Raw genomic sequence first — 14225 nt, 5'->3', positions numbered from 1 at the left:
AAAGATTTTCATAATTCATACCTGCTTTCTTAATGTAAATTTATGAGATAAATTTCTTATATTTTGCTAAAACTAATACTACTACATATCCTATAGCCGAACCTATTGTACTGGAAAGCGAAAATGGAATGACAAACATAAAAGCCGCGCCGGAACTTCCAAGTATATACTTAGCTATAGGATAAGAAAGCAAAGCCCCTATAATGCCTGTACCTATAACTTCTCCTATAGAGGCAAAATAAAACTTACGTGTAAATTTATAAAGATATCCAGCAATGAATGCACCAACCATTCCTCCTGGAAATGCCAAAAGCGATCCAACACCAAGGATGTTCCTCAATAGTCCTATAATAAAAGCTACTTCTAACGCTCCCCAAGGACCCAAAAAAACTGCTGAAATAACATTAATAGCATGTTGAACAGGTGTAACTTTGGCAACACCTACACTAAACCATACATATTGAGAGGTAAATGTGCCTATAGCAATAATAAGTGCCACAAAAACCATACGATGTATTTTATTCATACTTCCACCTTCTTATCTTTTTCTATTATCTCCGGCGTAAGATTATATATCTCATCAAAAAATGTCACTTTAAAACTGCCGGGCCCTTTGACATTACTGCTTTGAGCAGCTCTTTCCCCTGCTATTCCAAAAGCTACAAAAGCTTCTACTGTAGCTTCAAAATAATCTTCACATACTCCGCAGAAGCTTGCTACTACAGAGGTAAGCATACAACCGGTGCCGGTGATAGTACCCATCATAGGATGTCCATTTTTTACATACGCAATTTTTTTCCCATCAGTAATTATGTCAGTAACACCTGACACTGCTACTACAACATTGTACGCGTTTGCTAAATCTTTTGCAGCTTCAGAAATATCATCTGCTCCGCTTTGAGACTCTACACCGCGTATCTTCCCACCTTTGCCTGCAAGTATTGAAATCTCAGCACTATTCCCTTTTATCACAGAAATTTTTACCTCTTCTAATATCTTTTTTGAGCTTTGTGTCCTAAGCTTTGTAGCTCCCGCTCCAACAGGGTCTAATATAACTGGTACTTTAAGTCTATTTGCAGCCTTCCCTGCTTTTATCATCGCTTCTACTTGTTCATTTGTAAGAGTGCCTATATTTAAAACTAAAGCATCTGCTGCACTTACCATTTCTTCTACTTCTTCCAAGGCATGTGCCATGACTGGCAATGCTCCTATAGCCAGTGTTATATTAGCACAATCATTGACAGTAACTATATTTGTAATATGGTGAACTAAAGGCTTTTTCTCTCTTAAAATTTTCAATAATTCCTTTTTCATTTCAAATTCCTCCTATCGTTTATCGCTTTTGCTATAACCTCCAAAAGTTTTCTTGTATTGTTTTCTATATCCCCATAAAATACAGCTGAAACTGAAGATATCCCGTCTACTCTTGACTTTAACATGACTTCATAAGCATTATCCCTCGTTATACCTCCTATTGCAACGACTGGAATAGCAACAGCCTCTTTTATCTTTTTCAGCCCTTCTATTCCAATGGCTTCCGCTTCCGGCTTTGTTGGAGTCTTAAACACCGCACCTACCCCTAAATAATCCGCTCCATCCCTTTGTGCTTTTAAAGCTTCCTCCACTGTTCTCGCTGATACTCCTACTATTTTATGAGGACCTATCATTCTCCTTACAACATCTGCCGGCAAATCCTCCTGTCCAACGTGAACTCCATCTGCATCTGCTGCCAAAGCTATATCCACTCTGTCGTTAATAATGAGAGGAATTTTATTTCTTTTTGTCACTTCTTTAACTTTGAGAGCAATTTCATAAAATTCCCTACTTGATATATCTTTTTCTCTCAGTTGAATTACTGTTGCACCCCCTTTTATTGCTAATTCTACTGCCTCAGCAATATCCAAATCCCTTATGTAAGACCTATCCGTAATAGCGTAAAGGGTTAAGTCCATATCTCACACCTTCCTTATTTCTATATTCCAAAAATGGTTAGTGGGACCTACTCCATGCCCTATGGATAATGAATATTTTATAGCCCCTGTAATGTATGCTTTCGCTCTTTTTATTGATTCAACTAAATCATAACCTAAAGCGATATTGGCAGCTATAGCTGAGGAAAATGTACAGCCTGTACCATGAGTGTTTTTAGTATCGATTCTCTCCGATGTAATTTCATAAAACTCTTTTCCATCATAAAATACGTCCAAAGCATCCCCTGTAAGATGTCCACCTTTTACAATTACTGTCTTTGCTCCATAATCTAAAATTTTCTTAGCCGCTTCCTTCATATCCGATATATTTTTAATTTCTTTTCCAATTAATTCTCCTGCCTCCATAAGATTTGGCGTAACTACAAGGCTTAAAGAAATCAATTCCTTTTTCAAAGCCTCTACTGCTTCCGGCTTCAATAAATAGCTTCCACTCTTTGAAATCATGACAGGGTCCAGCACAACATTTTTTACATTGTAATCTTTTAATCCTTTTGCAATCATCTTAATAATGTCTTCATTAGATACCATGCCTATCTTCACTGCATCGGGATACAAATCCTCAAAAATTGCCTTCATCTGCAAATACACCATAGCAGGACTTACATCCTCAATCCCTAAAACCCCCATGGTATTTTGCGCTGTTATTGAAGTAATGACACTCATGCCGTATACTCCATGTGCTGAAAAAGTCTTTAAATCTGCCTGTATACCTGCTCCTCCCCCAGAGTCAGAACCGGCAATAGTAAGGACTAACTTCATATGACCACCTCCAAAATAATAAATTATGCCCACCTGTTCAGGTGAGCACTTTTTACAAACTTCGTAAAACGTGCTTCCCTGCGCAGGCATTACCCTGTTCAGGTTCAAAGGGTCGGGAACAAATCCCCTCTCAGCCATTTATGGCTCCCCTAGCACTTGTCATATTCAATTTTAAATAAATTTGTCTAAACTCATTATACCACAAATCCAAAAGAATTAAAATAATTTTATGCATACATATTTCCATAGGGTCTTTTGCCTATCGGATGCAACTTGACAAAAGAATGATTCATAATCTTTTGAAAATCATAATCAAAATATTTACAAAAATTTTCAACATACTTTTGGATAAACGCGTAATCTTTGTCATCTATCTTTTCCTTAATAACTTCTTTCCCAAGTTGATAGTCTTCTACATCTCCTCTCAAATATATAACTCCTCCATGCATCCCTGTGCCACAATATTCTCCAACTATATTTTCATCATTTTTTAAGTTCAGTACAATCATGCATCCACCTGCCATATATTCACCAAAGAAGTCTCCCGCACTTCCTCCAATAACTATTACAGGAACTTTATCTTTGTATTCTTTCATGTGTATGCCAACTCTATAACCAACACTATCTTTTATATAGATAGATCCACCCCTCATCCCGTAACCAACGACATCACCTGCATGTCCATGTATAATAATATTCCCATCGTTCATTGTATTTCCTATTGCATCCTGTCCATTACCAAAAACTTCTATTGTAAGCCCGTCCATAAAAGCTGCCATGTCATTCCCAGGTGTACCTTCGATATTTATTTTGGTGGCCCCAGATAGATTATCTCCTATATATCGTTGACCATTAACATTTTTCAAATTAATTATATCTTCGCCAGAACGAACCAACTCTTTAATTATTTCATTAAGGTCTCTATAATAAATTCCTGACGCATTTATGGTTTTCATCATACCACCTCCAAGTCAAGCATTTTTGCTCTTCTTAATTCTTTTGGCAAATATATGAATCCAAAATCATCATTTAAAATATACTTCTTAAATGGAGTTATATCCGTTTCGTTTTTTATAAACCCAGTAAATAATCCAGCCCTATCAATATCATTAATTAATATAAATCCTACTAACCTATTTTCTTTTACCACAAATTTTTTATAAGACCTTCTGTTATGATCAATTTTAGAGATAATCTCAAATTCCTCCTGCTGTGGATTTGTTATACCAGCTGTTATCATATTTGTATTTTTATAACCTATTGAGTTCATAGGAAAAATCCCTTTAAAATTTTTATTTATCCCAATCATGTTGAACCCTGCAATTTCCCCTTGCATGTATGCATTTGGCCATATTGGCACAACCCTATTTGACTCAACAAGCATATCATAACCTTCGGCTACATCTCCTGCTGCATATACATCTTCAACACTTGTTTTCATAGTGTTATCTACTAAAATACCACGGTTTATAGAAATTGATGTGTTTCTTACAACATCAACGTTTGGCACAACACCTATCGCGATAACAAGATTATCAGCTTCTAATTCCTGCCCATTTTTGAGCAAAACTCCCTTAACATATTCGTTTCCTATAATTTTATCCACTGTTGTTCCCGTAATTATTTTTATGCCGTCATTTTGAAGACTTTGAGATACCAAAGATGCTCCTTTTGCATCAAGAATTGTACTTAAAATTCTATCGGCAAGTTCAACTATTGTTACATCTACCCCTAAATGGTGAAGGCCTTCTGCTGCTTTGAAACCGATGAGACCACCACCTACAATTACAGCTTTTGAACCCGGCTTGGCAGCTCCCTTTAATTTTTTAGCATCGTCCATTTTAATAAAAGTATGAACATTTATTTTATTCAATCCTTCTACTGGAGGTATTATAGGTTTCCCGCCCGTTGCAATGAGAAGTTTGTCAAAACTTATGCTGTCTCCGTTTTCAAGATGCACTTCTTTTTTTCTTTCATCAATAGAAATAGCCTTAATACCAAATACAGTTTCTACTTTATTTTTGCGGTAAAAATCTTTCTCTCTATATATCATTTTGTCTTCAGACACTAAATTCCCAAGATAATAAGAAATAAGGGGTCTTGAATACACGTGATATGTTTCATCTGAAATAACAATTATTTCAGAACTTGTATCATATTTTCTTATTGCCTCTACTGCACCTACCATCGCAACAGAATTACCAATTATTACTATTCTCATGCAAAAATGCCTCCTTCACTATAGACAAGTGCCTCATTAGGACAATTCTTGACACAAGCCGGTTCTCCTGCTTCAGCACATAAGTCACATTTTGATGCAACCTTATTATTTACATCTCTTATGATTGCACCAAACTCACATACAAGCACGCAAGTCCAGCATCCAACACATTTATCTGTGTCACAAGTTACAACACCCGTTAATGGATCTTTTCGCATCGCTCCTGTAATGCATGATTTAACGCATGGCGCATCATCGCAATGCCTACACTGGAGCGAAAAAGATACAGGTCTATTTTCCTCTATAACAATTCGTGGTGTCGGCCTTTGGGGTTCCAACTTATATGCTTTTAAAACATCTTTATACTTTGAATGAGATGTAATACAGTATACTTCACATAATCTACATCCCACGCACACTTCTTCTTTTACATAAACCTTTTTCACAAAAATACCTCCTATTCGCCGGCAGCAAGAATGCCAAGTATATCAAGTTCCTTCTGCGTCATTCCTATCCCACGAAGCATTAACCTATTGCCTTTAAGACTTTCAATATCATTTATACCCATTCCACCAAGCATTTCTTTTATCTCATGACTCCATGCTTGAACAAGGTTAACAAGACGTTTATATCCAATTTCGGGGTTTAATCTTTTTACAAGGTTAGGATCTTGTGTAGCAATTCCCCAATTACACTTACCAGTATGGCATTTTTGGCACATGTGACATCCCAAAGCAATCAAAGCAGCTGTTGCAATGTATACAGCATCTGCACCAAGAGCTATTGCTTTGACTATATCTGCACTGTTTCTAATACTACCTGCTGCAACTAAAGATACTGTATGTCTTATACCTTCAGAGCGGAGTCTTGCATCTACAGCAGCTATTGCAAATTCAATTGGAATTCCTACATTATCCCTTATTCTCTTTGGAGCAGCCCCTGTACCACCTCTAAATCCGTCTATTGCTATATAATCTGCTCCAGCTCTCGCTATTCCCGAAGCTATTGCCGCAACATTATTGACTGCTGCAATTTTTACACCAACAGGTTTTTGATAATCAGTGGCTTCCTTCAATGAATATATTAATTGAGCAAGGTCTTCAATTGAATAAATATCGTGATGCGGTGCAGGAGATATAGCATCACTTCCAGGTGGTATCATCCTTGTTGCCGAGATATCTTCACTCACCTTTTCACCGGGTAAATGACCACCTATCCCAGGCTTTGCACCTTGACCAATTTTTATTTCAATAGCCGCCGCAGTATTAAGGTATTCTCTATCAACACCAAAACGACCTGATGCGACCTGTACAATTGTATTTTTCCCATATTTGCGGAAGTCCTTATGAAGCCCTCCTTCACCAGTATTATAAAGTATCCCAAGCTCTTCAGCAGCTCTTGCCAAAGCTGCATGAGCATTGTAACTTATTGATCCATAAGACATTGCTGAAAACATTATTGGGGTCTCAAGTTTGAGTTGAGGAGGCATTTTTGTTTTAACATTGAGGTTTTCGTCTATTTCTATCCTATCAGGCTTTCTACCTAAATACACCCTTAATTCCATAGGTTCTCTCAACGGGTCTATAGACGGGTTTGTAACCTGACTTGCATTTATAACCATTTTATCCCAATATACAGGATAAGGCCTATCATTTCCCATAGATGACAGAAGAACTCCACCTGTTTCTGCCTGTCTGTATATATCTCTTATAGCATCGTAAGTCCAATTAGCATGTTCTTTAAATGTTTGAGGATGTTTAATAATTGTAAGAGCTTGTGTTGGACACAAGAGAACACACCTTTGACAATTTACACAATTTATATCATTTGAAACCATCTTATCTAGATCTTCATCATAACTGTGAACTTCAAATGAACACTGCCTCATGCAAACCTTACAATTAATGCATTTATCGTAATCTCTGAGTACTTTAAATTCTGGAGTAAGATAGCTTAAACTCATGCAGTAACCTCCTTTGTAGAATACATTTCTTTTTCGTTATCACGTATGAGCTCAGCTATAACAGGTTCTCCACCTCTAGGAATCCATACGCTTTCCGGATTTTTGCATATTTGCCTTATTGCTGACTCTTCGCTGGCTACATATATCATATCGCCTTTTTTTGCAGCAGTAAGTGGCCTTAGTTTAATTCTATCGTTTATTGCTATAAAGCCATCTCCATATGCTATTATCATTGAAAATGGACCATTTAGTAATGCTCTCCCATAAATTACTTTTAGGTTAGTGTATAAAAATTTTTCTTTTGGCGACATTCTCTCAACCTGCTTCCACAAAGGCGATGCAACTACTTTACATGCAAGCTCTATTGGTAAACCATGTTTTCTTAATAAAAGATCGAATATATATGCCGCAACTTCTGTATCAGTTTGCAATGTACAAATATATCCAAACTCTTCTAAATATTTACGATTAGTATCGTAGGAAGAAAGCTCGCCATTGTGAACAACAGAGATATTTAATAAATTAAAAGGATGTGCACCACCCCACCATCCTGGTGTATTTGTTGGAAATCTACCATGGGCCAGCCACATATATCCTTTATAAGATTCCAATTTATAAAAATTTGCAACATCTTCTGGATAACCTACCGCTTTAAATACTCCCATATTTTTCCCGCTAGAAAAAACATAAGCGCCCGGTATATTGCTGTTTATATTAAATACAAATTTAATTGTAAATTCATTCTCATCCAGTTCTGACAATTTCAATTTCTCTGGCTTTGGTATAGCAAAATATCTGTAAATTAATGGTGCATTTTTAATATGTGCCGTTTTTCGCGTTGGTATTTTTTCTTCTAAAGCCACTATATAATCTGCCTTTAAAATATTTTCTGTTTCCTGTTTAGCTATCAAATCATCATAAAACATATGAAATGCAAAATAATCTTTAAAATCAGGATAAATGCCATATGCAGCAAAACCACCTCCAAGACCATTTGATCTATCATGCATTGTCGCGATGGAATCTGTTATAGATTGCCCTGAAAATAGACGACCAGTGCGATCAATTACACCACTTATAGCACATCCCGAAGGTATTCTTACATAACCTTCCTTCAACATTTTATAACCCCCTTAAAAAATTTTTATATGCAATATTTTTTTTGAAAGTTGCATAAAGCGAAAATGTTTACTGCTTAAAATTGTCCTCAAATTGTGGTAAAATGCTTATCAATCCTAAATTGTGAGTGTTATATTAATTATAATACATTTTATTAATTTCGCAATATGTTAATATGAAAAATTCATAAATTATTTTTAGGTTAATTTTACAATTAAATAATGTAGTAATCAAAAAAGAACACCTAAATAATAAAAACACCACCACTTTTTATAAGTAAAAAGTGGTGGTGTTTCTTCCCGTTCCTTCCCTAAACATCTAAAATTCTGGAAAAATTCGCCCAAAAACGTGAAAAAACTTCCCGATTTTTTTCCCACAGCCTTTTTGTCTCCTCTTTAAGTTGATCCGCTGCTTCTGGTCCAGCAAAATCTATAAGTTCTTTTTTATAAATCTCAGTCCAATAACCGACAATGATAGGTGTAACTTCTGGATGAAATTGTAAAGCCCAAGCACAATCTTTATAAGCAAAAGCCTGGTTAGTACAAGTTTCACCTTCTGCAAGGAGAACAGCCCCTTCAGGCAGTTCAAAAGTATCTCCATGCCATTGAAAAGCCCAAAATTCTTCTGGTAAATCATCGAAAAGAAGAGTCCTTTTCCCTGCTTCTGTCAAATGTATTTTATACCACCCAATTTCTTTTATCGAGTTAGGTTTGACTGTTGCTCCTAATGCCCTGGCAATAAGCTGTCCTCCTAAACATATTCCTAACACTGGTATTCGTCTTGCTATCGCATCGCGTATAAGTTCTTGTTCTTGATAAAGATATGGGTACTTTTCTTCTTCATACGCTCCCATTGGCCCTCCCAAAATTATCACAGCATTATAGTCAGCCACCGTTTTAGGTAAAATAGCTCCAGGTTGATTCATTACGCGAATATCTAACTTCCATCCTTTCTTTGAAAAAATTTCAGCTATAAGGCCTGGTCCTTCCTGACTTACATGTTGGATAATTAAAACTTGCATTATCTCGTCTCCTTTAAACAATTATGATTATTCAGATTTAGCTTTAATTGATTTTTTTGCTTAAAGTGCTTTTTCACCCCGTTCGCCAGTACGAACTCGTATCACATCCTCCAAATTTACCACAAAAATTTTACCATCTCCAATTTCCCCAGTCCGTGCGACTTCTGATATGAGTTTTACTAACTTTTCCGCCTGATTATCAGTTACTGCAATTTCAATCTTAACTTTTGGTAATAAATTGATAAAATATTCATTTCCCCGGTAAACTTCGGTCCAACCTTTTTGATTTCCACAACCCATTACGGGATATACAGTCATACCGCGAATACCAAATTTACTTAACTGATCTTTAATAATCTCCAATTTTTCCGTTCGTATAATGGCTTCTATTTTTTTCAAACCAAATCACTCCTTTTAAACTTCCTAAAATATAGTTGATAATTAATTTTCGCCACTTATTTTTTTAAATAATGCTATATAGACTATTTTCCCTAATTATTATCATAATAACTAAAATAATTATACTTAAGTTCTGTATTATTATATGCTCCTTCACCGTGTTGAGATATATCTAGACCTACTTCCTCTTCTTCATCACTTACTCTTAAGTCCATAAATAGATTTATGATTTTAAGTATGGAATATGTCATTATAGCTGCAAAGACATATACCGCAATCACACCTATAATTTGTACTATAAATTGGTGTACATTCCCATATATTAATCCATTCGCGCCTCCGGGATTTACTACTTTTGTAGCAAATATACCTGTTGCTATAGCACCCCATGTACCACCAATACCATGTATGCCAAAAGCATCAAGTGAATCATCATATTTAAATTTATGTTTTAAGTAATTTACTGAGAAATAACACAATATCCCTGCAATAATACCAATTATAATTGCTGATACCGCAGTTACATAACCTGCAGCAGGTGTTATTGCAACAAGTCCTGCTACAGCTCCACTTGCTGCACCAAAAAGTGTCGGTTTGCCATTTATTCTCCATTCAACTATAACCCATCCAAGTGCAGCGGCTGCTGCTGCTGTGTTTGTAACTACAAAGGCATTAACAGCTATTCCATTTACTGCTAACGCACTCCCTCCATTAAAACCAAACCATCCAAACCATAAAATTGCTGTACCCATAATAACCATAGGCATATTATGGGGAAGTATATTAACATTTTTACGCTTTCCAATTAAAATTGCTGCTATAAGACCTGAAATACCAGAACTGATATGGACAACCGTACCTCCTGCAAAATCCAGTGCACCAAGATTTCTAAGCCATCCCCCGTTGCCCCATACCCAGTGTGCAATAGGATCATATACAAGTGTTGTCCATAATAGAGTAAATAATAAGAACGCACCAAATCTCATTCTTTCAGCAAAAGCACCAGTTATAAGGGCAGGTGTAATTATTGCAAACATTAACTGGTAAATCATAAAAGCCATCAAAGGAATTGTTGCAGAATACGCGTCATAAGGTTCAAATCCTACATTTTTCAATCCTAACCATTGTAAATTTCCTATTATATGTCCCACATCGCCTCCAAATGATAATGAAAAACCAAATAATACCCATTGGATTGATATTATTGCGATAATTATAAAACTTTGCATCATGGTACTTATTACATTTTTACTACTGACCATACCACCATAAAAGAAAGCAAGTCCTGGAGTCATAATCATAACAAGCGCAGCAGAAAATAACACAAAAGCAGTATCACCCGTATTGATTTTACCTGTAGAAGCAAAAACTAAATTTGGTATAATTAAAAACATAAACATGAGAGAGAATAACAAATAAATCTTCTTCAACATTTTGTATAAACCTCCTCCAAATTTTTCTATTTTAAGCCAACATAGAAAATGGCGCTTTTGCCTTAGGTTTTAGCCTGTTGCAAAAGCGCCTTTGCTTTTGTACTTTAAAATATTAATTTTTATATCTCATTAGACAATCCTGTAAAAAGTTAAATATTAAATAACATGTCAGCATAGGTCGGTAGTGGCCATAATTCTGCATCTACAATGCTTTCCAGTTTATCGCCAATTTCTCTCAAAATGCCCATTTTTGTAAATACTACATCTCTGTAATAGCAAGCCTTGCTATAAGAATCACTATTCATATTTGAAGCTTCATTAACTGCATTTTCAAGTTCAGAAATGTTTTTCTTAAATTCACTTATTAGTGAAGAAACTTCTTCTAATAATCCAGTTTGTGCACTTATATCAACATTTAGACCTGTTGCTTTTACAGAATTTATCGATTCTGCAATTTTGGTAGCAAAATTCACAGCTGCCGGCAGTATTTGCCGTTTTGCTATGTCCAACATTGTCAACGCTTCAATATTAATTGTTTTTACATAATTTTCAAGAGAAATTTCATAACGAGATTCAAGCTCAGCTTTATTTAAAACACCATGTTTTTCCATGAGCTTGACATTCTTTTCTTTGATCAAAGCAGGAATGGCTTCCACACTTGATCGAATATTAGGAAGTCCTCGTTTTTCTGCCTCTTTTACCCATTCCTCTGAATAATTATTCCCGTTAAATATAATTCTTTTGTGCTTCTCTACAATTTCTTTAAGTAACAATTGCAATTCTTCATCAAAATTGTCAGCTTTTTCTAGCCTATCTGCAATCTGCGACAGAGCTTCAGCAACAATGGTGTTTAAAATGAAATTAGCAGTTGCAATTGATGCAGAAGAACCAACCATTCTAAATTCAAATTTATTTCCTGTAAATGCGAAGGGAGATGTTCTGTTTCTATCTGTAGAATCCTTTGGTAGTGCAGGAAGAGTTGATACACCTACTTTTAGTACTCCTCCTTGTTTTGAAGTTGTTGCACCACCATTTTCGATTTGTTCAAGAATATCAGTAAGCTGTTCACCCAGGAAGACTGATACAATTGCGGGCGGTGCTTCATTAGCGCCAAGACGATGGTCATTTCCTGGTGTTGCAGCGGCTACTCTGACCAAGTCAGCATATTCATCAATAGCTTTAATTACAGCACACAGGAATACTAAAAATTGTGCATTGTCGTGGGGTGTATGTCCCGGATCTAAGAGATTTTGACCATCATCGGTGCTCATAGACCAGTTAATGTGTTTACCGGAACCATTGACTCCTGCAAAAGGTTTTTCGTGCAAAAGGCATACAAGTCCATGCCTTAAAGCAATTTTTCTCATTAACTCCATTGTTAATTGATTATGATCCGATGCAATATTAGCTGTATTGTATACTGTAGCAAGTTCATGTTGAGCAGGAGCAACTTCATTATGTTTAGTTTTGGCTGGAACTCCTAATTTCCATAGTTCTGCATCTAGATCTTTCATAAATGCTGATATTCTTTCTTTGATAGAAGCAAAATAATGATCTTCCATTTCTTGACCTTTTGGCGATCTAGCACCAAATAGAGTCCTTCCTGTAAGTATAAGATCTTTACGTTTATCGTACATCTTTTTATCAATTAAGAAATATTCCTGTTCAGGTCCTACGGTTGTAATAACCTTTTTTGCTGTAGTATTACCAAATAATCGTAGCACTCGAAGAGCTTGCTTTGATAAAGCTTCCATAGAACGTAATAAGGGTATTTTTAAATCTAGCGCCTCCCCTGTATATGAAAAGAAAGCCGTGGGGATATATAGTGTATCATCCTTTATAAAAGCAGGTGAGGTACAATCCCATGCTGTATACCCTCTTGCCTCAAAAGTAGCCCTTAAACCACCTGATGGAAAAGAAGACGCATCAGGTTCGCCTTTAATTAATTCTTTTCCGGAAAATTCAGCTATTACTCTGCCATCTTGAGTAGGAGAAATGAAGGAGTCGCGTTTTTCGGCAGTCATTCCAGTCAATGGTTGGAACCAATGTGTAAAATGAGTTGCTCCTTTTTCAATTGCCCAATCTTTCATTGCATTTGCTACAACTTCGGCAACTGCTGGTTCTAATGGAATTCCCTCATCAATTGTTTTTCTTAAAGCTTTGTAAGTTGCCTTTGGAAGGCGTTCTCTCATGACTGAATCGTTGAAAACATTTGAACCAAAAATGTCGCTTAAAGTGTTTTGTGCCATAACAATTCCTCCTCTTAAATTTTTATAAATTTAACATACTAACTTAATAATTAATTAAAGTACAAATATTAAAAAAACAAAGGCACCACCACTTATCTGATGAAACGCCTTTGTTTCATTCGCAAATTATTAAATTTCTAACCCATACATAGGTAGTATATATAGTAAATTAATAATTTTCCTTTGCCTCTTATAATAACATATTTTTATTTTAGTTTCAAGTACTTTTTTATTTGTCTGGTGCGCCATTAGGGACTCGAACCCCAGGCCCGCTGATTAAGAGTCAGCTGCTCTACCAACTGAGCTAATGGCGCATGAAAAATAATGTTATTATTTAACTTTCTCTCATCTGGTGCGCCCTGTAGGATTTGAACCCACGACCTCCAGGTTCGAAGCCTGTCACTCTATCCAACTGAGCTAAGGGCGCATAAAAAATTTTCTGGAGCGGACAACGAGACTCGAACTCGCGACCCTCACCTTGGCAAGGTGATGCTCTACCAACTGAGCTATGTCCGCATCTATATGGTGCGGGAGAAGGGACTTGAACCCATATGCCGCTTTAGGCACTAGAACCTGAATCTAGCGCGTCTGCCAATTCCGCCACTCCCGCACAAATTCAGGTCCTCACTTTTTTCTTTAAAACTGGTGACCCATCCGCGACTCGAACGCGGGACACCCTGCTTAAAAGGCAGGTGCTCTACCTCCTGAGCTAATGGGTCACATAATGGCTGGGATGGCAGGATTCGAACCTACGAATGCCAGAGTCAAAGTCTGGTGCCTTACCACTTGGCTACATCCCAGCATGGGGTGGATAGTGGGACTTGAACCCACGACCTCCAGAGCCACAATCTGGCGCTCTAACCAACTGAACTATATCCACCACACAATAAATGGTGCGCCTGGAGAGATTCGAACTCCCGACACACGGCTTAGAAGGCCGTTGCTCTATCCAACTGAGCTACAGGCGCATATTGGAGCGGGTGATGGGAATCGAACCCACGTAACCAGCTTGGAAGGCTGGGGCTCTACCATTGAGCTACACCCGCATGTAATTAACTTACTTGAGATTT

The 14225-nt window shown here is 36.7% G+C and carries 13 protein-coding genes, 9 tRNA genes and 1 riboswitch; all 22 genes read right to left on the bottom strand.

Translation table 11 applies throughout. From position 1 onward, the window contains the following. Positions 1-40: 40 nt before the first annotated feature. Positions 41-526 (bottom strand): energy coupling factor transporter S component ThiW, encoded by a 486-nt coding sequence (thiW, locus tag THYS13_RS13540; RefSeq protein WP_042835052.1) that lies wholly within the window; start codon positions 524-526, stop codon positions 41-43. After that, entirely contained in the window at positions 523-1314 is a 792-nt protein-coding gene (gene thiM / locus THYS13_RS13535; RefSeq protein ID WP_042835051.1) for a hydroxyethylthiazole kinase, read from the bottom strand. The genes thiW and thiM overlap by 4 nt, the downstream gene beginning before the upstream one ends. Further along, a complete protein-coding gene (thiE, locus tag THYS13_RS13530; protein ID WP_042835049.1) occupies positions 1311-1952 on the bottom strand; it encodes a thiamine phosphate synthase in 642 nt (213 codons plus the stop codon). Before thiE ends, thiM begins: the two co-directional genes overlap by 4 nt. 3 nt (positions 1953-1955) lie before the next feature. Continuing rightward, positions 1956-2750 (bottom strand): bifunctional hydroxymethylpyrimidine kinase/phosphomethylpyrimidine kinase, encoded by a 795-nt coding sequence (gene thiD, locus THYS13_RS13525; RefSeq protein WP_042835094.1) that lies wholly within the window; start codon positions 2748-2750, stop codon positions 1956-1958. Between the two features lie 58 nt (positions 2751-2808). Then, positions 2809-2911: riboswitch (TPP riboswitch) on the bottom strand. A gap of 66 nt (positions 2912-2977) precedes the next feature. Next, positions 2978-3706 carry a hypothetical protein gene (locus tag THYS13_RS13520; protein WP_042835048.1) on the bottom strand — a complete coding sequence of 243 codons (729 nt, stop codon included), beginning with the start codon at positions 3704-3706 and terminating at the stop codon, positions 2978-2980. Continuing rightward, positions 3706-4971 (bottom strand): NAD(P)/FAD-dependent oxidoreductase, encoded by a 1266-nt coding sequence (locus THYS13_RS13515; RefSeq protein WP_042835047.1) that lies wholly within the window; start codon positions 4969-4971, stop codon positions 3706-3708. Before THYS13_RS13515 ends, THYS13_RS13520 begins: the two co-directional genes overlap by 1 nt. Then, a complete protein-coding gene (locus THYS13_RS13510) occupies positions 4968-5417 on the bottom strand; it encodes a 4Fe-4S dicluster domain-containing protein (protein WP_042835046.1) in 450 nt (149 codons plus the stop codon). Before THYS13_RS13510 ends, THYS13_RS13515 begins: the two co-directional genes overlap by 4 nt. An 11-nt stretch (positions 5418-5428) precedes the next feature. Continuing rightward, positions 5429-6934, bottom strand: coding sequence for a glutamate synthase-related protein (locus tag THYS13_RS13505; protein WP_042835045.1), 1506 nt, complete (start codon positions 6932-6934; stop codon positions 5429-5431). Then, positions 6931-8055: a glutamine amidotransferase family protein gene (locus tag THYS13_RS13500; RefSeq protein ID WP_042835044.1), complete on the bottom strand. Its 1125-nt coding sequence runs from the start codon at positions 8053-8055 to the stop codon at positions 6931-6933. The genes THYS13_RS13505 and THYS13_RS13500 overlap by 4 nt, the downstream gene beginning before the upstream one ends. A gap of 308 nt (positions 8056-8363) precedes the next feature. Further along, entirely contained in the window at positions 8364-9074 is a 711-nt protein-coding gene (locus tag THYS13_RS13495; RefSeq protein WP_042835043.1) for a type 1 glutamine amidotransferase, read from the bottom strand. A 60-nt stretch (positions 9075-9134) separates the two neighbouring features. After that, entirely contained in the window at positions 9135-9473 is a 339-nt protein-coding gene (locus THYS13_RS13490) for a P-II family nitrogen regulator (protein ID WP_042835042.1), read from the bottom strand. 92 nt (positions 9474-9565) lie between these two features. After that, positions 9566-10906 (bottom strand): ammonium transporter, encoded by a 1341-nt coding sequence (locus THYS13_RS13485; protein WP_042835041.1) that lies wholly within the window; start codon positions 10904-10906, stop codon positions 9566-9568. Positions 10907-11055: 149 nt separating this feature from the next. After that, positions 11056-13155 (bottom strand): glutamine synthetase III, encoded by a 2100-nt coding sequence (locus THYS13_RS13480; RefSeq protein ID WP_042835040.1) that lies wholly within the window; start codon positions 13153-13155, stop codon positions 11056-11058. 238 nt (positions 13156-13393) lie between these two features. Continuing rightward, positions 13394-13469, bottom strand: a tRNA-Lys gene (locus THYS13_RS13475). 36 nt (positions 13470-13505) lie between these two features. Beyond that, positions 13506-13582 (bottom strand) — tRNA-Arg (locus THYS13_RS13470). A 13-nt stretch (positions 13583-13595) separates the two neighbouring features. Continuing rightward, positions 13596-13671: transfer RNA gene (locus THYS13_RS13465), tRNA-Gly, on the bottom strand. A gap of 7 nt (positions 13672-13678) precedes the next feature. Then, positions 13679-13765 (bottom strand) — tRNA-Leu (locus THYS13_RS13460). A 33-nt stretch (positions 13766-13798) separates the two neighbouring features. Continuing rightward, positions 13799-13874 (bottom strand) — tRNA-Lys (locus tag THYS13_RS13455). A gap of 6 nt (positions 13875-13880) precedes the next feature. Next, positions 13881-13955 (bottom strand) — tRNA-Gln (locus THYS13_RS13450). A 3-nt stretch (positions 13956-13958) separates the two neighbouring features. Then, positions 13959-14035: transfer RNA gene (locus THYS13_RS13445), tRNA-His, on the bottom strand. 11 nt (positions 14036-14046) lie between these two features. Next, positions 14047-14123, bottom strand: a tRNA-Arg gene (locus THYS13_RS13440). 4 nt (positions 14124-14127) lie between these two features. Further along, positions 14128-14201: transfer RNA gene (locus THYS13_RS13435), tRNA-Gly, on the bottom strand. Between the last annotated feature and the right edge of the window lie 24 nt (positions 14202-14225).

The sequence above is a fragment of the Thermoanaerobacter sp. YS13 genome (genome assembly GCF_000806225.2).
In the GTDB taxonomy this organism is placed as follows: Bacteria; Bacillota; Thermoanaerobacteria; order Thermoanaerobacterales; family Thermoanaerobacteraceae; genus Thermoanaerobacter; species Thermoanaerobacter uzonensis.
Note: the sequence above shows the minus strand (reverse complement) of the source record. Positions and strands in the feature narration are given on the sequence as shown.